We start from the raw sequence: 20,996 nt of genomic DNA on the forward strand, positions 1-20,996 counted from the left end.
TGCGCTTACCTCATGGCAGCGCGCAGCATCTTGAGCTGGTTGATCTCGGCGAGGTTCTTGGCGAGCTCGAAGTTGAGCCAGGCGGCGATCAGACCGAGGGGTTGGGGCTCTGGCATGGCCCACGGCACCAGGCGATCGAGGTTGTCTGTGGCTAGGACCTGGTCCCACCGTTCCTTCAGGCGCTGGATCTCGTCTGTGCCGCCGCTCCACTTGTGCTCCAGCGGTTCAATACGCTCATCTCCGTTGACGAGGCTCAAGGTGTCGGTCCAGCACCACTCGATGTGCCACAGGACCCACCCCATCGTGGCTGCCATCGGCGGATCGTTCTCCTCGCCCGGCCAGTCAGCTGACCAACCTTTGCTCGTCCGGTGGACCGTGTAGCGCTTGACCCCTCCCGGTGACCACAACGCAGCTTCCTCGTCGATCTGGCCGATGATGAGGTCGGCTGCGAAGCTCCATTCGATATCGAGCTGCCGCCGGAGGGCGGTCCTGGCGTCGAAGTCAGACATGCTGCGATCCAACCATCGCCCGAGGTGGAGGTGGTCAGGGGTGCTCCTGCCGGAGCCTTGTCCTGGACAAACGGTGACCTGTCGCGCAGCAGTCTTCAGCGTGCTTCGACGACCGGCGCCCCGGGTTGAGCGTCGACTTGTCGGTGCTGGGTGGTACACCCATGCCCATGACTGACGTGACCGTCCTGCCGCCGTTCCAGGTGTCCCAGTCGGCTGTGCAGGCCATTGAAGCTCTCGGTGGCGCGGTGCGAGTCGACCTTGAGGATGGTGGTTGTTGTGGAACGACCTACGTCTTCGACTTGGTGGACCCACAATCAGAGGCCGTCGCCGAGGACGTCCGGTACGGCTGCCCTGGAGCGTGGCTGTTCGTGTCAGCCACCGCAGCCGCGGTTCTCGATGGTGCCCTGCTCGACTACGGGGCGACCCTCAAGCCGCCACGCTTCCGCATTCCCCGCAACCCCAACGTTGACCATGTCTGCCCTTGCCGGCGTTCTTTCGGCAACGTGTGGCCCGGACCCCGTCAACCGACATGCCGCGCATACCTGCCTATGCCCTGGGACGCCGAGTTCCAGCCGCCTCAAGCCTGGCGTCGACAGACCGGGTGGACAGCGCCGCACGAGCCGCCCGAGGAGAAGTAGGGACCCCGACCAGGCGACATCGACGCAAGCGGAACGAACGATCGAACCGCGGCAGGCGCGTCCTTTACCGGCTGCTCCGGGGGGGCTATAGGTTGCGTGGGTGACTCAGGAGTTGTGGGACGGTGAGGCCGCACGTTTCGATGAGGAGCCGGACCATGGACTGGCCGATCCTCGGGTTCGGGCGGCGTGGCGAGAGCTTCTTCTGGAGGTGCTTCCCTCGGCGCCGGCTCGGGTGGCCGATCTGGGGTGTGGCGCCGGCACTATGACTCGGCTGCTCACCGATGAGGGGTACGGCGTCGATGGCTTGGACTTCTCGCCGGAGATGATTCGCCTGGCGCGGGCCAAGGTGCCAGAGGCTGAGTTCGTGGTGGGTGATGCGGCAGATCCCGCCCTTGAGACGAGCAGCTACGACGTGGTGTTGAGCCGACATGTTCTGTGGGCGATGCCGGACCCGGCTGGGGCGTTGGCGCGCTGGGTTAATCTGCTGGTGCCGGGTGGAGTCGTGGTGCTGGTCGAGGGGAACTGGTCCACCGGTGCAGGCTTGACTGCCGCTGAGTGTGAGCGCCTGGTGCGGGCAGTCCGTCACGACGTCAGGGTGCGGCCCCTATTCGATCGTGTCTACTGGGGCAAAGCGATCGAGGATGAGCGGTACCTCATCGTCAGCACTCGCTGACCGGTGCGGACAGGCGAGGACCGCCAAGAGCTGTGGTTCGGTACGACCGGCTCGCGGCAGAGTTGGATGTCTGGTTGGGCCATGCGGCGCTGGCCGAACGCGGTTACGCAGGGGCTGGACCCCGGGCACGGTTGACAAGTGCACTTGACAGGCTGGCGAGGTGACAAGTACACATGACACATGAAGACGTCGCACATCTGGCTGGTGGTGGGGGCCCTCGCGCTCGGGGGCCTGGTTCTACAGGGCTGGGGGAATGCCGAGGCCGACCACCCGTTTCAGGATCCGCTGGGTCTCCTCGGGATGTTGCTGGTGATCCTGCCACTGACTCTGGCGCTGAACGTCACGATGCGCCGGCGCCGGGACGCCTCGGGTGAGAGCTCGCCGGACAGCGTGGAGTCCCGGGCCGCGCAGCAGGCCCGCAGCCAGGCGTACGTTGATGCCGTCATGCTTGGAGCGGTTCTCTTCCTCGTTCTGGCGATCGTTGCGGACACGCTCGCGGCCCTGACAGGGATGGCTTTCCTGGCGCTCGCGGTCGGTTCCTTCTGGGTCCGCTATCGCCTGGCCCTGCGAGCCCTGGGTGCCTGAGACGGTCAACGGCCTTCGACCGCTCAGAGTGTCCCGTGGCTGGAGCCAAGGTCGGTTAGCCAAGGAGCTGGGCGTCTCCCGCCAGACGATCAACGCCATCGAGACCGGGCGCTTTGACCCCAGCCTCCCGCTGGCGATGCGGTTGGCACACACTTTCGGACGCGCGGTCGAGGACGTCTTCATCCTCAAGCAGTAGAAGGCCGCTACCGCCTCGCCAAACGGCAGGCTGGGCCTTGCGTGGCGTCACACACGCCCCCGTGATCCTGGCGAGCGACCCGCGGCAAAGTCGGACGAGCGTAACCGTCCTCCACGCGGCAGTAGCGTGCGGACCACGCTCCATGCGGCAGATCCGGATGTCCGCAGTGGTCTCTCGTCCGCTACCTAGCTAGGCCGAGGAAAGCCATGAGGGCGCGTTCGACCTCCACGAGACTTTCGGGCGCCAGGCGGCCAATGCGGGTACCGACGTTCTCACGGCGGACTGTGGTGACCTTGTCGATCATGACCTGGCTGTCGTGCTGCAGGCCGGTGAAATCATCGGCGGCGACGCGTACGCGAAGCAGAGGGGCATCTACCAGCGTCGTCGTCAGGGGCGCCACGGTCACCGAGGCAGTGCCCTCGAAGAGGTCGTCCTGCACGATCAGTGCGGGCCTCGGCTTGGAGGCGTAGACACCCCCGGCGACGGTCCACAGCTCGCCGCGCCTCACTCCTCGTCCCAGGGGGCGGTGACGGCTTCGACGAACTCCTGGTCATCGGACTGCTCGTCCGCCCTGGCGACCAGGGCCGCCTGACGTTCGGCCTCCTGTGCGAAGCGCTCGCTACGCACGTCCGGCACCCAGATCTGCACGGGTCGAAGTCCGCGTGCGCGCATCCTGCGCCGGTACTCGCTGACTCGATGCTTCACCGTCATGCCTACCACGTTACATGTAACGACAGTGCAGCGGAAGGCGGCTACGTCCCTAACAGCGCACCAAGATTTGGGTCCCCACCTCACCCGCCGAGCGACCAGCGGCATGTGCGGATGCCATGGTGACGCGTACGGAGGCCAAGGCGCATTGCAGAGAAGAGGGCTTGGGGGCCCGCGTTCTAATTCGTTTACCTAGTGATCGGATTCCCGTCGCGCCACTGTCGCTCCGCTCGGCGCTTGGCGCTCCAACGAGAGAAATTCCCTGACATGGCAGCCCCGAAGCCATCAATCGCGGCCTGCAGGTCTTGCCGCCCGCCGGCCTCATCGGAGCGAACCCCTCCGATCAGGTGGCAGGCGGTTCGACCCCAGTGATTGCTGCCATGGGCATCCACAAGCTCAGCGAGCCGGGAGATGTGCTGGTTCGCCTCGTCTGCGCTTCCGCATGCCCAAGGTTCTTGCTGGAGGGAGCGCAGACGCGAGAGGTGCAAGGCGATCGAGTCGACCCCCGCGGCTGCCCGCACCTCCAGAGACGGCTCCTGCATCTGTGCCCCGATGAGCAATGCCGAGCTCAGAAGCACGTCGATCCCCTTCTCGAGGAGTTTCTCAACAAACTTGCCGGCCGCGGCGCCGGCGATCGCTCCTGCTGGGGTGCCCGTCACGGCCACCCCGGTCGCGGCGCCGGCGACGACCGGCATGAGTTCGCGGGTGCCCCTCAATACTGTCCGGGCGGCCGTCCTGACGATGGCTCCCCGTTCAGCGGGGTCGGGGGCTCGTTCCGCCACCTCGATCTGGCCTCGGGCGCGCCACAGCAGCACCGTGAGGTCTGACTGGGCCCGTTGAACGGCAGAGGCGAGTTCAGTTTCGGTCAGCCTGCCGCGGTCGAGGGCAGACAGCGCGCTCTTGGCGGCGTCGATGAGCTCGGTGGCCGGAGGTGGCGGCGGCACGGTGTAGCCGACCAGATCGAACATGGCGGCCAGGTCGGATCGGTTCAGGCTCTGCAGGGCTTGTAGCTGCGCCCCGGCGTCATCACCGGTCGTATCCACCCGTAAGGACACCCAAAAGTCGTCGTCATGCAGCAGGCTGCGCAGACCCTCGAGCAGGTGCGAGACCTCGGCTTGCAACAACCGGAGGGCCTGCTCTTCCAGCGCGTGGTCGCGCTGTTCCTGTGCCCAGTTGCCGTAGATACCCTCGGCTCCGGCCAGTTCGAGAGCCGCGCTCGCGGACCGCTCGCGCGCGGCCAAGTGAACCGTCCCGGGTTTGGTGGAGGGTCTTGATCTCTACGGGAGAGTGGAGTCATGCCTGCACCGAGGAAATACAGCGACGAGCTGCGTGAGCGTGCGATCCGCGCGGTGAACGAGACGATCCGGGAGAGTCCGGGGTTGCCGGTGAAGCGTGCTTGCGCCCAGGTGGGTGAGCAGCTGGGCATCCCGGGTGCCACGTTGCGGAACTGGTTCCGCGGGCCCGCACCGGCGGCCGGGTCGACTGCGACCGCGACCGATCCACAGGAGCGGCTGGTGCAGCTGGAGAAGGAGAACCGGGAGTTGCGCCGGGCGAACGCGATCCTGCGGTCGGCCTCAGCTTTTTTCGCGGCGGAGCTCGACCGCCCCACGAGTCGTTGATCGCCTACATCGACGAGCACAAGGAGTCCTTCGGGGTCGAGCCGATCTGCACGGTCCTGTCCGAGGCCGGCGCGAAGATCGCCCCGAGCACCTACTACGCAGCCACGTCGCGTGCCCCCTCGAACCGGGCACTGGCCGACGCGGCCCTCGATGAGCGGATCCAGTCGACCAACGACGCGAACTACGAGGTGTACGGGGTGAAGAAGATGTGGAAGGTGCTCAACCGGCAACAGGTCCTGGACGAGCACGGGAACCCCACCGGGCGCACCTATCCACCGGTGGCGCGGTGCACCGTGGCCAGGCGGATGAAGGCCCTGGGCCTGGTCGGCGCGGTCGCCGGCGACCACAAGGCGCCCCGGACCACGGTGCCGGCCAAGGACGGCCACCCGGCCGACCAGCTCAACCGGGACTTCACCGCCGCGGCACCGGATGACCGGTGGGTGGCCGACATCACCTACGTGCCGACCTGGGCCGGGTTCGTCTACGTCGCGTTCGTGATGGACCTGTTCTCCCGCCGGATCGTCGGCTGGCGCGTGGCTGCCTCGCTGCACACCGACCTGGCCCTGGACGCCCTGGAGCACGCGATCTGGCAGCGCCACCGCGACGGACGGGACCTGACCGGCCTGGTCCACCACGCCGACCGCGGCGTGCAATACCGAGCCATCCGGTACACCGAGCGCCTCGAAGAACTCGGCATCGTCGCCTCCGTCGGATCCAAGGGCGACAGCTACGACAATGCCGCCGCCGAGGCGCTCAACCGCGTCTTCAAGACCGAACTCATCCGACGGCGCGGCCCCTGGAAAACGCTCGAGCACGTCGAGCTCGAAGTCCTTCGGTGGGTCGACTGGTACAACACGACCCGCCCGCACTCATGGTGCGACTACCTCGCACCCGCAGCGTACGAACACGACCACTACGCTGCCCCCAACCCTTCGACGGCGACCGCCGACGAAGCACACACGACTCTCCACTGAACCCGGGGCGGTTCACATGCCATGGCTAGCTTCACCTAGTAGCGCGCACGAGATCAAGGCAGAAAGTCGAAACTCTCCGCGCGGCAAAGTCGGACGAGCGTAGCCGTCCTCCGCGCGGCAGATCCGGATGCCCGCTCCCGCGTCACTTGCGGCGGAGAGACGCTGATTAGTCGGTGCTGTTGAGGTCCGGAGCCAAGCTCTGCCTCGCGGTGTCGATGAACCTGGTCAAGAGGTCCAGAGGAAGGTCGGCGGCTCGTAGAGCGGAGAACGTGAATGTGCCATGGGCATCCGAGTAGAAGACTTCTAGGGATGGTCCCTGCCCGGATGGCTGATCCAGGTCGGTCAGTTCGAGTGCCATGCCGTCCCGGATCACGTCGGATGCCATGAGCACCTCAAACCGTCGCCCCTCGGCTTCCCAAACGTTCACCCGGCAAGTATGCCCGACCCGGAGTGGCGATCCTCGGCGGTCGACTCGCGGCAGTAGCGTGCGGACCACGCTCAGTGCGGCAGATCCGGATGTCCGCAGTGGTCTCTCGTCCGCTACCTAGCCAGGCCGAGAAAAGCCATGAGGGCGCGTTCGACCTCCACGAGACTTTCGGGCGCCAGGCGGCCAATGCGGGTACCGACGTTCTCGCGGCGGACTGTGGTGACCTTGTCGATCATGACCTGGCTGTCGTGCTGCAGGCCGGTGAAATCATCGGCGGCGACGCGTACGCGAAGCAGAGGGGCATCTACCAGCGTCGTCGTCAGGGGCGCCACGGTCACCGAGGCAGTGCCCTCGAAGAGGTCGTCCTGCACGATCAGTGCGGGCCTCGGCTTGGAGGCGTAGACACCCCCGGCGACGGTCCACAGCTCGCCGCGCCTCACTCCTCGTCCCAGGGGGCGGTGACGGCTTCGACGAACTCCTGGTCATCGGACTGCTTGTCCGCCCTGGCGACCAGGGCCGCCTGACGTTCGGCCTCCTGTGCGAAGCGCTCGCTACGCACGTCCGGCACCCAGATCTGCACGGGTCGAAGTCCGCGTGCGCGCATCCTGCGCCGGTACTCGCTGACTCGATGCTTCACCGTCATGCCTACCACGTTACATGTAACGACAGTGCAGCGGAAGGCGGCTACGTCCCTAACAGCGCACCAAGATTTGGGTCCCCACCTCACCCGCCGAGCGACCAGCGGCAGGAGCGGATGTCGCCGGTCGGCGCCGCCGTGGATGTCACGGCGAGGACCGTGTCGGTCTGACTGGTCGTTGCCGCGCTGTTACGTCAGACGCTCGGGGGATTGAAGTGGACCAGGGGGGTGGCGTCATCGAGGGAGTTCGGAGGCGCATTACCGGTCACAGTTCCTGCCGGCGCTTTGGGTGACGGCGAGTACAGTCCCGTTCAACAGTCCGAGGACGCAGATATCCGGGGGTCTCGCCAGTGCTGGCGGCGACGCACCGAGGAGGTAGGAGGGTCGGATGTGATGCGAGGCATCAACTGGAAGGGAGCGGCGGTGTTCTTCGTTTTGGCTGCCGTCCTCTATGTCGCGGGCATGCTCATGTTCGGGAGGCCGCTCCTCATGTCGATCCTGGGAGGGGTGGTCTGGGCCGCCTTCTTCGTTCCCGCCATGTTGTGGCTTGGCATGAAGATGAATCAGCGCATGATCTCCCGCCGCCCAGCGACCGCAGGTTCGGACACCCCCGAACCGGAAGTCGACGGGGACGAAACCGTGATCTCGCACGACCACGGGACGCCGATTGTGGTGGGTCGACGCGAGGGTGGTTTTTACCGACGAAGCGTCCTGGTGGCCGGTGTTGAGCCGGCGGCTGCGGCGGCTTACCTGGAGAAAAGCAGCTCGTGGCGTGTACATGGCTCTAGAGCCGCTGAGGCCGTGACCCTGCGGCGCGGTTCACGCGCGTGGCTGCGAATCATGGGTGCGTGGGAATGGGGCCCGAAGTCTCGCGACCGGTGGCCCTACCTGGCACACCTGGCCCGTCATTCCGAGACCGGCGCCACTGAGGTCACCGTCACAGACAACTTCGGCAGGTGGATCAACCTGCACTCCTCTGGCAGCTCCGCGCTGGGCCACGTAGCCGTATACGGTGACGAACTACTGGACCACATAAAGGACTCACTAGAGTCTGTGGGCCGAAGCACGTGAGCCTGTTGACGACCGCGCCGCCACTACCTGCGCGCGGCAGATGAGTGCGCGGGTGCTCGGTCGCTGGGGGTCCGGAACTCACCTCGGGTGCCGTGTTGGGTCGGCCGGCTATCGATCACGTTTCTTCAGTTCTGCAGTAATGCCCTCGACCGCCCGCGTGAGTTTGTGCAGTGTTCCCGCCGGGCGATCTTGCGATTCGCGAAAGTCTGCAAGGTTGATCTCGTATTCGAGGGTCGGGATAGGGCCAAACGGCCCGTCTGCATCGATGGTCACCGAGTGGACCTGCGCGCCGTCCGACTCTAGGAGCCTCGCCGACGCTCCTAGAACCCAAGCGAGCATGTGCCCAGGGGCAAGCGACGACATCCCCCTCTGCAATCGTTGCAGCGCCGTCCCGGTCAGCCTGTCGACCCGGTCTTCCAAGGGCAAGGGTGGGTCGAACACGACGCGAACGTTCTCTGCGACTGTGGGGCCGGCGTTTCCGACTACGAGTTGCAGCCAATGACCTTGGGTGTCATCTGCCCGTACATCGGCCCACACGTACGGCTGGGCGGCAGAGATGTTGCTTTCGCGCTGTCCAACTACCTGCGCTTCAGCCGCATCAGCCGCTCGTTCGGCCTGTCTGACGCTAGCCCTGGCGAACCAGGCCGAGGCGAGTGCCACAAGAGCTGCGAGGCCGGAGATGGTGAGGTCGACGTCCATGGCCACATTCTTGATTAAGCCTCTGACATGCTCCCCGGCTCGGCACTCGTAGCCCCAGGAAGCAAGGGTGACGGGCTGTTCCGCTCGTCAAGCAGCGGGACTGATGCTCAGACGAAGAGCACGAGCCACTGGAACGCGCCTTCCACTACCAAGATCAAGCGCGCGTCCACGCAATCCTTGATGGGAGCGGCTGGCGGTGTCCCGGCGCGACGGATCCCAGCCCCTGCGGACTCGCGTGGTAGGCAATTTGATCCTCCTCGACCATCGGCGAGTCGGACCAGGCCCGTACGCCACCGGCAGGGGCAGTACGCTGCACTAATGGGTGGTGTGGCTGCAGTTTGTCCGGAGCATGGAGCGTTTCGGTCGTCGTTTATCGATGCGACCGACGCAGCAAACGTAACCCTGAGCGGCAATGTGGAGACATGCCCACAGTGCGGGCGAGCCTCCAGGGTCGTCGATGGCGTGTTCGATTTCGATGCCGAGGGCCGTCTTTCGGTCACCATTGCGCCGGCGTGGAGTCGTCGCGCCCTTTCCGAGGCACTGCTCGCGACCGACTGGACTCAAGCCAAGGTGACCAAGACGCGCACCGCTGTCAAGCGCGCGAGGCAGAAGGTCCAAGGCGGCGACCTAGTCTCAGCGATCCACGAAGTTGCCGTTTCCAACCGCCAACTCGGTGAAGCCATCTCGAGCCTGGCAACATAGCCAGGCGGATGGGGCAAGTCCGATGTCATCGCACTCCTCAGCCTCTTGCTAGCCGCCTTGACCCTCTTGCAAGGGGCCATTTCCGAGCGCGAACGGGTCACTGAGGAGGATGTACGGCAGATCGTGGAGGAGGTCGTGCCTGGCGACGCTTTCCGGGGACCTGACCAGGCGTAAGGCAAGAGACACAGGCACCACCGACACGCTTTGCGGGGTCAATAGACAAGCTGGGCCGTCCTCAGTCGATGGTGATTGGAACATGGATGGCGACTGGGTTGAAGCTGATTTGGTGCGCGATTACAGCACGGTCGGCTGTTTCGAATGCAGCGGGGTCGTGGGCTGGGTCGACCCTGCACGAGTCGCCCACTTGAACCGCGAGAAGTACCTCGCGGCCAGGGCGGTTTACGGAGTGGGCGCGGTTCCTGCGGGTGGAGCGGCTGCTTGCCGGGCATGCTCCCCACATCGAGATGTAGCAACGGCCGTAGCACACAGTGGTGGGCCCGGCGGGCCGCCGAGAGCGGCCGCCGGGCGCTCAACGCTCGCCAAGAGCGGCAAACAGGCTCTTCGTCTTTGAGGGTGGGGTGAGGGCGGCGCGCCGAAGCGCTGGGTGAGGGGTGATGGGGTCGAGGTCCCCGATGATCAGGGGACTCTTACCTCTCCCCATCGCCAAGGACCTCGACGTGTCTGAGCCTACGTCGTGCTGCCGTGCCCTGTGCTCGGTCGGCGCGTACTGCCACAACTGCGACCTCCTCGTCGGGCTGGACGGGCTGCACGTGACCGACGTTCGGCGCGATCCCGAGCTGCTGACCGTGACCGTCGAGTCAGCACCGGCACCGGCCGGGTGCCCGGGCTGCGGGACGGTGGCCGAGGCGCACAGCCGGCGTGTGGTGCGGCTGGTCGATGCGCCCTGTTTCGACACCCCGGTCGTGCTCCTGTGGCGCAAGCGTCGCTACCGGTGCCGCGAGCACGCCTGCGAGGTGGGGACGTTCACCGAGCAGGCGCCGGACCTGGTCCGCCCACGGGGGCTGCTGACGACACGGGCGGCGCGGTGGGCGATCACCCAGATCCGCTCCGAGCACGCCAGCGTCCAGGGTGTGGCCCGTCAGCTCGGGGTGCGGTGGCGCACCGTGTGGTCGGCGGTCAAGCCGATCCTGACGGCAGCGGCGGCTGACGAGTCCCGCTTCACCGGGGTCGCCATGCTTGGGGTCGACGAGCACGTGTGGCACCACGTGTCCACCAAGCCACCCGAGAACGGAGGTCGTGGGCCCAAGGAGCTGACCGGCATGGTCGACCTCACTCTGGATAGGAACGGGCAGGTCAGGGCGCGTCTGCTCGACCTGGTCCCGGGCCGCACGAGGGCCGCGTACGCCGACTGGCTGCAGGCTCGCGGCGAAGACTTCACCGCTGGCGTCGACGTGGCGACCCTGGACCCGTTCCAGGGGTAAAAGTCCGTGATCGACGACGAGTTGGCCGACGCCACCGCTGTCCTGGACGCCTTCCACGTGGTCGCGCTCGGCACGAAGTGTGTCGATGAGGTGCGGCGGCGGGTGCAGCAGGACACCACCGGCCACCGCGGCCGCAAGGGCGACCCGCTCTACGGGATCCAGACCATCCTGCGCGCCGGTGCCGAGAACCTCACCGACAAGCAACGCGCACGGATCAAGCGCGCCTTCGTCCTGAGTTAGGTCAAATGGCTTAGTGCCTTGGATCGGTCTGCCCGAGGTCGTTCAGGAGGGCGTGCTCGTCGGGGCCGAGTGCTGGTGGCAGGGTGCGGATGGCGCCGTTGGCTTCGATGGTGGCCGAGCGCAATGGGCGCAGCTGGCGCAGGACTCGGCGTAGCGAGAGCCCGGTGCGGGCCTGGACGGTGCGGGCGATGGCCAGGGCGGTGAACACGATGGTCAGGTGGGCCTCGATGGAGTCGCGACGTCGGGCGAACAGGGGCCGGGCCCGCAGGTCGCTCCTTGGACATCCGGAACGACTGCTCCACGTGCCACAGGTCGGCGTAGGAGCTGATCACCTCGGACGCGGGCAGCACTGTGGTCGGGATGTTGGTGACCAGGCCCTTCAGCCCGGCGAGTCGTCGGGCCCGTGCCAGCGCTGCGTCGTCCAGGACCAGACCGTCGGTGCGGGTCTTGACGAACCGGGGCGTGCGGGCGGGTTTGTTGCCCTCGATCGCTGCCTTGGCGCGGTTCTCCTGGGCGGTGAGGGTCTTGTTGTCCCGTGCGAACCGTCTGGCCGAGTAGGACCACACCGCCCGCCACGAGGTCGGGTACTGCTCCGGGTCCCACACCGGCTCGGCGCGCAGGGCGGGGTCGTTCCCCTTGTTCTTGCCAGCCTTGGGGGTGAGGGTGTCGATGACCTGGCCGTCGGTGAACGCGTCCCCGTGCCAGCGGAAGTGCGAGGCCAGGTCGATCGGGGCCTTGGCGTTCTTGGACCCGACGATGAAGGTGTGCCCGGCCTCGTCCAGGGCCTTCAGATTGGCCGCGGACAGCATCCCGGCGTCCGCGACCACGACCAGGTCGTTGATCTGGTGCCGGGCGGCGAAGGCCTCGATGATCGGCACGATCGTGTGGGTCTCGGCCTTGTTGCCCTCCCAGCACCCGATCTCTAGTGGGAACCCACCCCGGTCAACCAGCAGGCCGACGATGATCTGGGGGTCGACTCGTCGTTCCTTGGAGTACCCGACCTTGCGCAGCGCGTCCTCGTCGGCTGCTTCGAAGTGCAGCGTGGTCACGTCGTACAGACACAGCGACACATCTTCGCTGGCCCGGGCGTGCTGGAAGCACAGCTTGGCGATCTGGTCCCGGTAGGCCCCGTCCTGGCAGCGCCTCAGCGTGCGACTGCGGGTCGACAGACTCGCGGAGACCCGGCCCAGGTCAGCCAGCACCCGGTCGGCGTCCAGCAGGCTGGTCGGCTCGACCAACCGGGCGATGACCAGGTCGCGGAACACCTCATCACCCAGGGCGTCGAACCCCAAGTCGGTGTACACCCCGGCCAGGGCGTCGTACAGCACCGCCGAGGAGGTGCGCAGCACCTGCGGTGCGGCCACCACCGCGCGCCGGCCCACCGGCCCGGCCGGGTCGTCGAACAGCGTCGCCGCGGACGGTGCCGGCACCATCGCTGCTCGGGGCACCGGTATCGACAGTCCCAGGTCCAGCTCGCCCTGAGCGTCGCCCTCGAGCAGTTGGCGTGCCTGAGCCATCAGCAACCCGAGCTCGGCCCCGTCGTGCGCTGATCCCACGTGGCGCACGATCCGCCGCCGCCCGTCCACGGACTCCGCAATCTGTACCGCGGTCGCCCCCGAGGCCGTCCGCACCCGCCGGATCCACGCCATCCCACGATCCTAGGACCCCGATTAGTGCCTCAACGACGCACTAAGCCACCACATCGTGCCAGGTCATAGACTCGCCGGCCCGATAATCACGGACCGGTGACCCAACTCAGGTTCGTCGCCCGCCCCGAGCACGAGGTCGTCGACCTGGCCTGGCAGTGCGCCCAGCAACTACGCGCCGCCTACAAGCAGGCCGACAAGGCAGAGGGCCGCAAGATCGCCGAGCGCATCGTCGCCTCGTTCCCCTCCTGCCCGATCCCCGAAATCGCCCGCCTGGGCCGCACCCTGCGCACGTGGAAGGACGCGTTCCTGGCCTACTTCGACACCGGCGCCACCAACGGCGGGACCGAGGCCATCAACGGCCTCATCGAGCTCCACCGACGCATCGCCCGAGGCCTGACCAACTTCGAGAACTACCGCCTCCGCATGCTCCTCATCGGCGGAGGACTGAACCTATGACCCCACCCTCAAAGACGAAGAGCCGGCAAACAGGAGGTGCCTGCCAGCGGCGCTCGCGGGGAACGGCCCCACCCGCGTCTGCGCGGGCCGAGCCTCCTCACGACTACATCCTGACGGCACTTCGGACCACTTTTGGGCGATTACCCGGCCCGGAGACCTTCGCTCGTTTCGCATGTGGCGATGTGGCGCCAGTCATACTGTGCGTGTGGAAGACCCCGGACAGCTGCGCTACTACCCGTTGCTTGACTCCGTCCTCTTCGACGGCAGCCAGGACGAGGACCTAACCGCACGTGTGGTAAGTGCGACATCGGCCCTGCTGGTCGACCTCATCGTGCACCAAACTTTGCCAATTTTGTCGCAGAGCCAGATCATAGACAGCGCCTTCGTCTTCGACGTTGTTCGCGACGACAGCACGCATGACGCATTTCTTGGATTGATTGCCGACGGCTTGGTCCAGACGCGCTTTCTGCCCGCAGGCCTTGAGCAGCCGGTGGGCGAAGATCCGTTCACGGTGTTGAATGCCTTCGCGAGTCGCTTGCGCAGCCGTTTCAATTTTAGCGCCTGGCCCGAGTTGAATGATCGCGGCACGCGTGAGGACGTCTACGCCATCATCCGCGGCACTTCCAGTGCACCGCTTAGCGGTGAGCTAGGAGAGCGGCTAGATGCGTTACGAGCACTGGACAGGGCTTTTCGACGCTCTGAGGCAAGCGAGCAGGCTCAAGCAGTGGTGCCGAGAGAGCGGCTGGGCGCGCGTGTGCTGTCAGATTTCGGCACCCGTCCTGCTGGCCAGGAACTACGCGAGATGGGTAAGGCAGTTGAACGGCTGAGGCGTGAAGCGGGCCAAGACGATGAGGGGCGACCGCTCATCAATTTGGACGCGCGCAGTTCTTGGCGTTCGGCACTGCCAGAGGCAGCGGCGAGGCTTGGAGTCAGCGCTGAAGTGGTGAAGACCGCGTCAGACGTCGTAGACATGCATTACAACTGCGTTGTCGCACGGTCACTCGGCGCCGCAAGTTGCGCCGACGAGACGGTCGTACCTCGAATTCCGATTGGGCTACGAGATGCCGCTACACCTGTTGAATTTGACCAAAGGGCAACGTTTCTCTTAGACCTGAAGCCAGAACCACGGGTGCTCAGCTGGAACGCGGTGAGGGAGCGCCTGGCAACCCGCAGTTTCGACAGCCCGGAGGTCCGACTCGAGGCCCTCTTCATGGATCAACTCATGGAGATGGTCGACGGTCGGCGACTCGTTAAGGTCGTTGCCGCGACCCCTCGCAGGCTCTTGAGAGCGGCGCACGGCGGCGCATTAGGTGGCGTGTCGGGATACGTGGTGGGAGAGCACATGGGGTTGCTCGGGGCGGTGCTAGGGGGCGTGCTGGGTGAGGGGCTGACTCCGGACGAGTTCCTAATCGGTGGTCGGGCCGCTGGCCAGTGGGAGGAGATGGTGCGCAGCCGTGCAGTCAGTCGGCTACGCCGCTCTGTAGGCCTGACCTATACGGCGGAACGGGCATGACAGGAGCGCGACCCATCCGCAAGATCACAGAGCGGCTTCGCTACGAGAACTCATTCGTGCGCGTCTGGGACGACGACGTCGTATTCCCTAACGGTCGCTCCGGCTCCCATGTCCGTATTGAGAGCGCCCGCAAAGGCCGTGGTGCCGTGGTTCTCGTCCGCGCCGCTGATCGAATCGCCCTCGTGCGCGTATATCGCTATCCGACCGATGCCTGGGAGTGGGCGCTGCCGCGCGGATTCTCTGACGAGGAGGAATCAACAGCAACTGCCGTACGCGAAGTTGCCGAGGAACTGGGCCTAGAAGGGGTTTCTCCTCTACTCCTCGGAACGGTGACTCCTGACTCGGGCCTCATGTCGACACATGTGGACATTCACCGCGTCACTCTCGACGAACTGCCCACTACGGTCACTCACGATACCGAGGAGGTTCACGAGGTGGCTTGGGTCGGGGCGTCAGAGTTGCACCGCCGCATCACCGAAGGCCAAATCAACGACGCCTACACCCTGGCGGCAGTTGCCCTGGACTGTCTGAATCCTTGATCGACCAGGATGCTGTGCGTCATACCGGGCAACCTCCGGTGGTCGCACAACGTCCGTTCGTACGTGTGTGTTCGACCGCGACGAGCGCGTCCGACAATGATGAGATCGACGCCAAACGTCCGACTCTCGGCATGACAGTGATGTCACGTCCGCCCACGGACCGCCTCGATTCGGCCGCCTTCATCCCCAGCACCCGGCCCCAGCTCGACCACTACGTCTGCCGTCGCCACAGCCACCGGGTCGTGCTCGGCCACCACGACGGTATGCCCGTGGTCGGCCAGCGCGTGCAGCTGCGCCAGGAGCCGGTGCACGTCGGCGGGGTGCAGGCCGGTGGTCGGCTCGTCGAAGAGGTAGAGCGAGGCGCTGCGACGCTGCTTCTGCAGCTCGGTCGCGAGCTTGATCCGCTGCGCTTCGCCGCCGGAGAGCTCGGTGGCCGACTGCCCGAGCTGCAGGTATCCCAGCCCCAGGGCATCCAACGCTTCCAACGCCCGTGCCGCCGCCGGCACCTCCGCCAGCGCCTCCCGAGCCTCGCGCACACTCATCCGCAGCAGGTCCGCGACGGTGTGCCCCTGCCACCGCACCTCCAGCGTCTCCGGCCCGAACCGGTCGCCGTGGCAGGTCGGGCACGGGGCATACGTGCCGGGCAGGAAGAGGAGCTCCACCGCCACCGCGCCCTCGCCCCCGCACGTCGGGCACTGCCCGGCCGTGGTGTTGAAGCTGAAGCGTGACGCGGTGAAGCCGCGCTCCCGCGCCTCCGGCGTCGCAGCGAACGTCTTGCGCACCGCGTCCCACAGCCCGGTGTAGGTGGCCAGCGTCGACCGCGGCGACCGGCCGATCGGCTTCTGCGTGATCCGCACGACCCGCCGGGGAGCCCCCGCGCCCACGGCTCGCACCGATCCCGCCGGGGCATCGACCTCGCCCTCGTCCATCCCTTCGTCGTCCTCCCCGTCCGCCTCCACAGCCTCCTCGAGGTCCTCCACCCGCGCGAGCTGCGCCCCGACCACGTCGTGCACCGCGTCGAGAAGGCTCGTCTTGCCCGACCCGGAAACCCCCGTCACCACGGTGACGACCCCGAGCGGCAGGTCGAGGTCGACGCCCCGCACGGTATGCCGCCGCAACCCGCGCAGCTCCAACGTCCCGGACGGCTCCCGCCCACCGGCCGGGGCATCCTCGCCCAGCACCTCACCGGCGTGAACCGGCTCGTCCAGGTACGCCGCCGTCGGCGACTCCTCCACCCCGGCCAGCCCCGCGACCGGCCCGGACCACAGCACCTCCCCGCCGTCGCGCCCGGCGCCCGGCCCGACGTCGACCACCCAGTCGCACTGCCGCACGACCGCCATGTCGTGCTCGACCACGACGACCGTGTTGCCCGCCGCCACGAGCGCGCGCAGCAGCCGCATGAGCTCGTCGACGTCGCGCGGGTGCAGTCCCGCCGACGGCTCGTCGAGCACGTAGACCACCCCGAAGAGCCCGGACCGCAGCGCCGTCGCCAGCCGCAGCCGCTGCAGCTCGCCCGAGGACACCCCCGCCGCCGGCCGGTCCAGCGACAGGTGACCCAGCCCCAGGTCGAGCAGCAGCTCCAGCCGCCCGAGCAGGTCCTCCACCAGCACCTTCTCGGCCAGCGCCTGGGCGTCCTCGCCCTGGAGCTCCCCGCGCCGCTCCCGCAGCACCGACACCAAAGCGTCCACCGGCAGCGCCGCCGCCTCATCGATCGCCAGCCCCTGCCAGGTCACCCCCAGCGCGTCCGGGCGCAGCCGCCGCCCACGGCATACCGGGCACGGCCGCGTCTCGACGAAGCGCAGCATCCGCCGCCGCGACGTCGCGCTCCTCGTCTCGGCCAGGGTTCGCCGGACATACCTCGCGGCTGAGGAGAAGGTGCCCTGGTAGGGCCGGTTGATCCGCTCCGCGTCGCGCACCGGCACCACCGTGACCACCGGCTGCTCGTCGGTGAAGAGGATCCACTCCCGCGTCGCCGCGGGCAGCTCGCGCCACGGCGCGTCGATGTCGTGCCCGAGCGTGGCGACGATGTCGCGGTAGTTCTTGCCCAGCCACGCCCCCGGCCATGCCGCGATCGCGCCCTCGGCGATGGAGAGCGAGTCGTCCGGCACCATCGAGGCCTCGGTCGGCTCATGCTCCACCCCCAGCCCGCCGCAGCGCGGGCACGCACCCTGTGCCGTGTTCGCCGAGAAGTGGTCGGAGTCGAGCCGCTCCGCGCCCTCGGGGTATGCCCCGCACCGGCTCAGCAGCATGCGCAGCGTCGCCCCCGTCGTGGTCACCGTGCCCACGCTCGACCGCGCACCGCCCGCCCCACGGCCCTGCTCCAGCGCGACCGTCGGTGGCAGCCCGCCCACGTCGCGCACCTGCGGGTCGAGCGCGCCGTGCAGGAGGCGACGGGCATACGGCGCGACGGAGTCGAGGTAGCGCCGCTGCGACTCCCCGTGGATCGTGCCGAAGGCCAGGCTCGACTTGCCCGACCCGCTCACCCCGGTCACCGCGACGAGCGCGCCGCGGGGGAGGCTGACGTCGACGTCGCGCAGGTTGTGCAGCCGCGCTCCCCAGACCTCGATCCGACCGTCCATGCCGGTCAGGGTATGCCGGGGGCTCGCCAGCCCGACCGCGCCGGTCAGGCCGGCCCCTGCTCGCCGAAGGTCTCGCGCAGCGTCCGCTGCAGCCGCGGCCCGGCGTCGACCGTCACCGCGTCGGAGGTCGTCTCGATGCCCGCGTCGGCGAAGGCCCCGAGCACCGCCTGGATCACCGCGTCGGTGGCCTCCTTGGTCTCGAGCTGCCGGGCGCCGGACCAGAAGCGCAGCTCGAGCACCACCGCCTTGGTGCCGACTGCGGTGAAGAAGGCCTCCGGGGAGGGCTCGTCGAGCACCTGCGGCAGTGCCCGCATCGTGCCCACCGCCAGGTCCTGCGCGCGGGCGAGGTCGTCATCGTCCGCGAGCTCGATGGTGATCGAGCTGCGCACGTGCTCGTAGCCGGTCTGCACCGTGACCAGGTTGCTGTGCAGCACGCCGTTGGGCACCAGCACGAGCCGCCCGTCGAAGGTCCGCACCGAGGTCGAGCTGAGCCGCATCTCGACGACCGTGCCCGCCTGCTCCAGGAGCGCGATCTGGTCGCCGACCTCCGGTCGCGCGCCAGGATGATGATGCCGGCGAAGAGGTTGCCCAGCACGGTCTGGAAGGCGATGCCGGCCGCGATCGAGATGATCCCGACGCCGCCGAGGATGTTGACCGGCCGCACGCTGGGGAAGAGCACGGTCAGCGCGACGCCGATCCCGAGCGCCACGACGACCCAGCCGAGCAGCCGCCCGAAGACCTGCGCCGACTCCTCGCTGCGGCCGCGCCAGCGCAGCGCCCGGCCGAAGGCCATCCGCACCACCTGGCCCAGCAGCACCGACCCGACGAGCACCGCCGCCGCGACGGCGACGCCTTTCCAGGTGATCTCGGGCAGGCTCACGCGCGCTGCTCCGTCGGCGCCGCCTCGTCTCGGCGCGGGCCCGCGCACGATCTGCCGGCGACGCGCTCCCAGTGGTCCAGCGCCTCGGCATACTCCGGCAGCGCCACCGGCCGCAGCCGCTCGATGATGAAGAGCACCTGCCGCGGCACCTGCAGCGAGTTCTCCGCGTAGTGCAGGACCTCCTCCAGCGAGAGGTCGATGAGCTCCTCCACCCGCTGCGGGGTGTGAACGAGCCGGACGACTCCGTCGTGGCGCACCGCCCGGGGCAGGTCGCGCCGCGTGACCACCCGCCGCAGGATCCGGTGGATCTCGTCCATGACCTGGCTCGCGGTCGTCGGGTCGTTGATGCCCGGGCTCAGCGCCCGCTCGGCGATGTCGACGAGCTTGCGCATGCCGACCGCCGGGTCCTGGTTGAAGGCGCGGTCCTGCTCGACGGCGACCGCCCGGCGCAGCGTCGCGAGGTCGAGCTCGGACTCCAGCTCCTCCTGGTCGTCGCGGTGCTCGGCGACGGTGACCGGGGCTCCGGGCACGTCGAGGCCCCAGACGCGCAGCGCCGGCGCGCCCTCGGTGACGTAGCGCCCGACCGGGGTGAGCACCTGCACGACGGCGTCGCGCTCGGTCGCCCAGCGCACGAGCGAGCGGTGGTCGATCTCGACGACGTAGCCGTGCTCCTGCGACTCGACGGTCAGCGGCGCCTGCTGCTCCGGCTCGTCCCACCGCGCGTCGCGGCGCTGCGCGGTCGGGTCGTCCGAGCGAGGGAAGTAGCGGTCGGCGATCGCCATCGTCGACTCCCCGAGGTGGGACACGATCGAGGAGACCTGGATCGAGGTCGTGATGTGGTGGATGAACGCGAGGAACATCGCCACGCTCGCCAGCACCAGCAGGAAGCCGAGCGTGATCGAGATCTGCGGCACGAAGGCGGTGATGTCGCCCGTGTCGCCGCGCACCGACCGCAGCACGGTGAGGGCATACGTGAAGGTCGCGGCGAAGATGCCCAGCGTCGCCTGCGTGATCCGGCTGGAGAGGAAGTCGCTGAGCACGCGTGGGCTGAACTGGCTGCTAGCGAGCTGCACCACGACCATCGTGATCGAGAAGACGAGGCCGGTCACCGAGATCATCGCGCCGGCGATGTTGCCGAGCATGTCGCGCGCGCCGCCCGGGCCGCCCTGGAAGACGAAGGGCAGGTGCTCGTCGAAGGTCTTCTCCCACTCCGGCAGCAGCGCGCCGGTCACCGTGGCGAGCACGACGATGACCGTCGGCAGCATCCAGAACGGCCGCCAGAACCGGTCCCACCGGGTGATGCTGCGGGTCCTCGGCAGGACGCCGACGTCGTCGAGCTCCTCGGTGTCCTCGCGCCGGGAGTCGCGGTGGTTCGCCTCGCTCATGGTCGCCACAGCCTGTCAGGGGGTATGCCCGGCCGCACCTCGACCGGCACCCTCGCCGCTGGTCGTGGGTCGGGTGACGCCGGGGAGGCCGCTGCGCTCGCCCGCGAGGCGGGCGAGCAGCCCGAGCTGGGCGCGGCGCTCGTGGGCGAAGGTGACCCGCGGGGAGGAGTGCCAGGAGGTGGTGAAGAGCCACTTGGCACGGGCCAGGGCGGTGCGGTCGTGGGCGAGCATGGGCTCGAGCAGGGTGCGGGCCTCGGCGACCGGGTCGGTGCCGGTGCGGGTGACCAGGCCCAGGTCGTGGGCCTCGCCGCCGGGGACGAGCCGGCCGCTGAGGGTGAGCTCCTTGGCGACGTCGACGCCGACGAGCTCGGCGAGCGAGCGGATGCCGGTCATGTCGGGCACGAGCCCCCAGCGCACCTCGCGGACCGACCAGGACGCGTCAGGGGTGGAGGTGCGCAGGTCGGCGCCGAGCGCGAGCTGGATGCCTGCGCCGAGGCAATGCCCGTGGACCGCGGCCACGACCGGCACGGGCAGCCGACGCCAGGCCCAGCAGGCCTCCTGGAAGACGTTGGTGCCGCGCCACGGCCGGGGGAGGAAGCGGGTGCCGATGCCGACCGGGTCCGTCAGCGCTGCCCGCAGGTCGAGGCCGGCGCAGAAGGCCGGGCCCTCGCCGGAGAGGACGACCGCGCGGACGGCGTGGTCCCTGCCCAGGCTGCGCGCGGTGCGGACGAGGTCGTCGAGCATGCCCAGGGTGAGGGCGTTGAGCTTGTCCGGGCGGGCCAGCCGGACGTGCGCGACGCCGTCGGCCCCACGGTCGACGGTGACGTGCTCGCTGCGCTGGTGGGTCGGCATACCCCGCAGCATCCCAGACCCCG

General features: G+C 68.1%; 21 protein-coding genes, 3 pseudogenes and 1 other annotated feature. Of the genes and pseudogenes, 11 read left to right on the forward strand and 13 right to left on the reverse strand.

Going from position 1 to position 20,996, the window contains the following annotated elements:
* Positions 1-5 precede the first annotated feature (5 nt).
* Entirely contained in the window at positions 6-509 is a 504-nt protein-coding gene (locus FU792_RS01250) for a DinB family protein (protein WP_022923229.1), read from the reverse strand.
* Between the two features lie 167 nt (positions 510-676).
* Here FU792_RS01250 and FU792_RS01255 point away from each other — a divergent pair, with 167 nt between their 5' ends.
* The 4 genes from FU792_RS01255 (at position 677) to FU792_RS01270 (ending at position 2,601) form a co-directional block, all read left to right on the forward strand.
* Entirely contained in the window at positions 677-1,147 is a 471-nt protein-coding gene (locus tag FU792_RS01255; protein WP_168714885.1) for a HesB/IscA family protein, read from the forward strand.
* 100 nt (positions 1,148-1,247) lie between these two features.
* Positions 1,248-1,820 (forward strand): class I SAM-dependent methyltransferase, encoded by a 573-nt coding sequence (locus tag FU792_RS01260; RefSeq protein ID WP_022923228.1) that lies wholly within the window; start codon positions 1,248-1,250, stop codon positions 1,818-1,820.
* 180 nt (positions 1,821-2,000) lie between these two features.
* The gene (locus tag FU792_RS01265) at positions 2,001-2,405 is read left to right on the forward strand and encodes a hypothetical protein (RefSeq protein ID WP_022923227.1); all 405 of its coding nucleotides are present in this window, start codon (positions 2,001-2,003) and stop codon (positions 2,403-2,405) included.
* Positions 2,398-2,601 carry a helix-turn-helix transcriptional regulator gene (locus FU792_RS01270; RefSeq protein WP_022923226.1) on the forward strand — a complete coding sequence of 68 codons (204 nt, stop codon included), beginning with the start codon at positions 2,398-2,400 and terminating at the stop codon, positions 2,599-2,601. Before FU792_RS01265 ends, FU792_RS01270 begins: the two co-directional genes overlap by 8 nt.
* Positions 2,602-2,782: 181 nt before the next feature.
* Here FU792_RS01270 and FU792_RS01275 read toward each other — a convergent pair whose 3' ends face one another.
* From FU792_RS01275 to FU792_RS01285, 3 genes are all read right to left on the reverse strand, one after another.
* The gene (locus FU792_RS01275) at positions 2,783-3,109 is read right to left on the reverse strand and encodes a type II toxin-antitoxin system PemK/MazF family toxin (protein WP_022923225.1); all 327 of its coding nucleotides are present in this window, start codon (positions 3,107-3,109) and stop codon (positions 2,783-2,785) included.
* The gene (locus FU792_RS01280; protein WP_338101141.1) at positions 3,106-3,417 is read right to left on the reverse strand and encodes an antitoxin MazE-like protein; all 312 of its coding nucleotides are present in this window, start codon (positions 3,415-3,417) and stop codon (positions 3,106-3,108) included. The genes FU792_RS01275 and FU792_RS01280 overlap by 4 nt, the downstream gene beginning before the upstream one ends.
* A gap of 80 nt (positions 3,418-3,497) precedes the next feature.
* Positions 3,498-4,550: a hypothetical protein gene (locus FU792_RS01285; protein ID WP_022926335.1), complete on the reverse strand. Its 1,053-nt coding sequence runs from the start codon at positions 4,548-4,550 to the stop codon at positions 3,498-3,500.
* A 54-nt stretch (positions 4,551-4,604) separates the two neighbouring features.
* Here FU792_RS01285 and FU792_RS01290 point away from each other — a divergent pair.
* Positions 4,605-5,902, forward strand: a protein-coding gene (locus tag FU792_RS01290) for an IS3 family transposase (protein ID WP_420329326.1) whose coding sequence is annotated in 2 segments (ribosomal slippage) — positions 4,605-4,893 and positions 4,893-5,902 — 1,299 coding nt in all. Because the reading frame shifts where the segments join, the coding sequence is not laid out codon by codon here.
* Positions 4,886-5,014: a sequence feature (AL1L pseudoknot), on the forward strand. (Overlaps the previous gene by 129 nt.)
* A 166-nt stretch (positions 5,903-6,068) precedes the next feature.
* Here FU792_RS01290 and FU792_RS01295 read toward each other — a convergent pair.
* The 3 genes from FU792_RS01295 to FU792_RS01305 all read right to left on the reverse strand — a co-directional run bounded on the left by FU792_RS01295 (position 6,069) and on the right by FU792_RS01305 (position 6,972).
* Positions 6,069-6,329: a hypothetical protein gene (locus tag FU792_RS01295; protein WP_149814479.1), complete on the reverse strand. Its 261-nt coding sequence runs from the start codon at positions 6,327-6,329 to the stop codon at positions 6,069-6,071.
* 113 nt (positions 6,330-6,442) lie between these two features.
* The gene (locus tag FU792_RS01300) at positions 6,443-6,769 is read right to left on the reverse strand and encodes a type II toxin-antitoxin system PemK/MazF family toxin (RefSeq protein WP_022923225.1); all 327 of its coding nucleotides are present in this window, start codon (positions 6,767-6,769) and stop codon (positions 6,443-6,445) included.
* Positions 6,766-6,972: an antitoxin MazE-like protein gene (locus FU792_RS01305; protein ID WP_022926329.1), complete on the reverse strand. Its 207-nt coding sequence runs from the start codon at positions 6,970-6,972 to the stop codon at positions 6,766-6,768. The genes FU792_RS01300 and FU792_RS01305 overlap by 4 nt, the downstream gene beginning before the upstream one ends.
* A gap of 387 nt (positions 6,973-7,359) precedes the next feature.
* On the opposite strand from FU792_RS01305, the gene FU792_RS01310 reads away from it, so the two are divergent.
* On the forward strand, positions 7,360-8,037 hold the full coding sequence (locus FU792_RS01310) for a hypothetical protein (protein ID WP_149814480.1): 678 nt from the start codon (positions 7,360-7,362) through the stop codon (positions 8,035-8,037).
* 108 nt (positions 8,038-8,145) lie between these two features.
* Here the strand turns inward: FU792_RS01310 and FU792_RS01315 are convergent, their stop codons facing one another.
* The gene (locus tag FU792_RS01315; RefSeq protein WP_149814481.1) at positions 8,146-8,736 is read right to left on the reverse strand and encodes a hypothetical protein; all 591 of its coding nucleotides are present in this window, start codon (positions 8,734-8,736) and stop codon (positions 8,146-8,148) included.
* 462 nt (positions 8,737-9,198) lie between these two features.
* Here FU792_RS01315 and FU792_RS01320 point away from each other — a divergent pair, with 462 nt between their 5' ends.
* Both FU792_RS01320 and FU792_RS01325 read left to right on the forward strand, forming a co-directional pair.
* Complete coding sequence (locus FU792_RS01320; RefSeq protein ID WP_149814482.1) at positions 9,199-9,438, forward strand: hypothetical protein; 240 nt, start codon at positions 9,199-9,201, stop codon at positions 9,436-9,438.
* Positions 9,439-10,115: 677 nt separating this feature from the next.
* A pseudogene (locus FU792_RS01325) lies at positions 10,116-11,108 on the forward strand (ISL3 family transposase); the annotation flags it as partial.
* A 22-nt stretch (positions 11,109-11,130) separates the two neighbouring features.
* Here FU792_RS01325 and FU792_RS01335 read toward each other — a convergent pair.
* Positions 11,131-12,769 (reverse strand): annotated as a pseudogene (locus tag FU792_RS01335) (IS1634 family transposase).
* Positions 12,770-12,892: 123 nt separating this feature from the next.
* Here FU792_RS01335 and FU792_RS01340 point away from each other — a divergent pair.
* From FU792_RS01340 to FU792_RS01350, 3 genes and pseudogenes are all read left to right on the forward strand, one after another.
* A pseudogene (locus tag FU792_RS01340) lies at positions 12,893-13,225 on the forward strand (ISL3 family transposase); the annotation flags it as partial.
* A 205-nt stretch (positions 13,226-13,430) separates the two neighbouring features.
* Positions 13,431-14,738, forward strand: coding sequence for a hypothetical protein (locus tag FU792_RS01345; RefSeq protein ID WP_149814483.1), 1,308 nt, complete (start codon positions 13,431-13,433; stop codon positions 14,736-14,738).
* Positions 14,739-14,794: 56 nt separating this feature from the next.
* Complete coding sequence (locus FU792_RS01350) at positions 14,795-15,277, forward strand: NUDIX hydrolase (protein WP_161600174.1); 483 nt, start codon at positions 14,795-14,797, stop codon at positions 15,275-15,277.
* 143 nt (positions 15,278-15,420) lie between these two features.
* Here FU792_RS01350 and FU792_RS01355 read toward each other — a convergent pair whose 3' ends face one another.
* From FU792_RS01355 to FU792_RS01370, 4 genes are all read right to left on the reverse strand, one after another.
* Positions 15,421-17,856 (reverse strand): AAA family ATPase, encoded by a 2,436-nt coding sequence (locus FU792_RS01355; RefSeq protein WP_022925326.1) that lies wholly within the window; start codon positions 17,854-17,856, stop codon positions 15,421-15,423.
* A gap of 44 nt (positions 17,857-17,900) precedes the next feature.
* Positions 17,901-18,353: a mechanosensitive ion channel family protein gene (locus FU792_RS18290; RefSeq protein WP_275100733.1), complete on the reverse strand. Its 453-nt coding sequence runs from the start codon at positions 18,351-18,353 to the stop codon at positions 17,901-17,903.
* Between the two features lie 379 nt (positions 18,354-18,732).
* On the reverse strand, positions 18,733-20,121 hold the full coding sequence (locus FU792_RS01365) for a DUF2254 domain-containing protein (RefSeq protein WP_149814484.1): 1,389 nt from the start codon (positions 20,119-20,121) through the stop codon (positions 18,733-18,735).
* Positions 20,122-20,136: 15 nt separating this feature from the next.
* Positions 20,137-20,973, reverse strand: a complete 837-nt coding sequence (locus FU792_RS01370; RefSeq protein ID WP_084485186.1) for a crotonase/enoyl-CoA hydratase family protein — start codon at positions 20,971-20,973, stop codon at positions 20,137-20,139.
* Positions 20,974-20,996: the final 23 nt, after the last annotated feature.

The organism is Serinicoccus marinus DSM 15273 (genome assembly GCF_008386315.1).
Classification (GTDB): Bacteria; Actinomycetota; Actinomycetes; order Actinomycetales; family Dermatophilaceae; genus Ornithinicoccus; species Ornithinicoccus marinus.

Excerpts from the sequence above, each read along its gene's own strand:
- FU792_RS01370 (WP_084485186.1), bottom strand. The coding sequence starts at position 20,973 with ATGCCGACCCACCAGCGCAGCGAGCACGTCACCGTCGACCGTGGGGCC.
- FU792_RS01315 (WP_149814481.1), bottom strand. The coding sequence starts at position 8,736 with ATGGACGTCGACCTCACCATCTCCGGCCTCGCAGCTCTTGTGGCACTC.
- FU792_RS01250 (WP_022923229.1), bottom strand. The coding sequence starts at position 509 with ATGTCTGACTTCGACGCCAGGACCGCCCTCCGGCGGCAGCTCGATATC.
- FU792_RS01265 (WP_022923227.1), top strand. The coding sequence starts at position 2,001 with ATGAAGACGTCGCACATCTGGCTGGTGGTGGGGGCCCTCGCGCTCGGG.
- FU792_RS01365 (WP_149814484.1), bottom strand. The coding sequence starts at position 20,121 with ATGAGCGAGGCGAACCACCGCGACTCCCGGCGCGAGGACACCGAGGAG.
- FU792_RS01280 (WP_338101141.1), bottom strand. The coding sequence starts at position 3,417 with ATGCCGCTGGTCGCTCGGCGGGTGAGGTGGGGACCCAAATCTTGGTGC.
- FU792_RS18290 (WP_275100733.1), bottom strand. The coding sequence starts at position 18,353 with ATGCGGCTCAGCTCGACCTCGGTGCGGACCTTCGACGGGCGGCTCGTG.
- FU792_RS01355 (WP_022925326.1), bottom strand. The coding sequence starts at position 17,856 with ATGGACGGTCGGATCGAGGTCTGGGGAGCGCGGCTGCACAACCTGCGC.
- FU792_RS01305 (WP_022926329.1), bottom strand. The coding sequence starts at position 6,972 with ATGACGGTGAAGCATCGAGTCAGCGAGTACCGGCGCAGGATGCGCGCA.
- FU792_RS01310 (WP_149814480.1), top strand. The coding sequence starts at position 7,360 with ATGCGAGGCATCAACTGGAAGGGAGCGGCGGTGTTCTTCGTTTTGGCT.
- FU792_RS01255 (WP_168714885.1), top strand. The coding sequence starts at position 677 with ATGACTGACGTGACCGTCCTGCCGCCGTTCCAGGTGTCCCAGTCGGCT.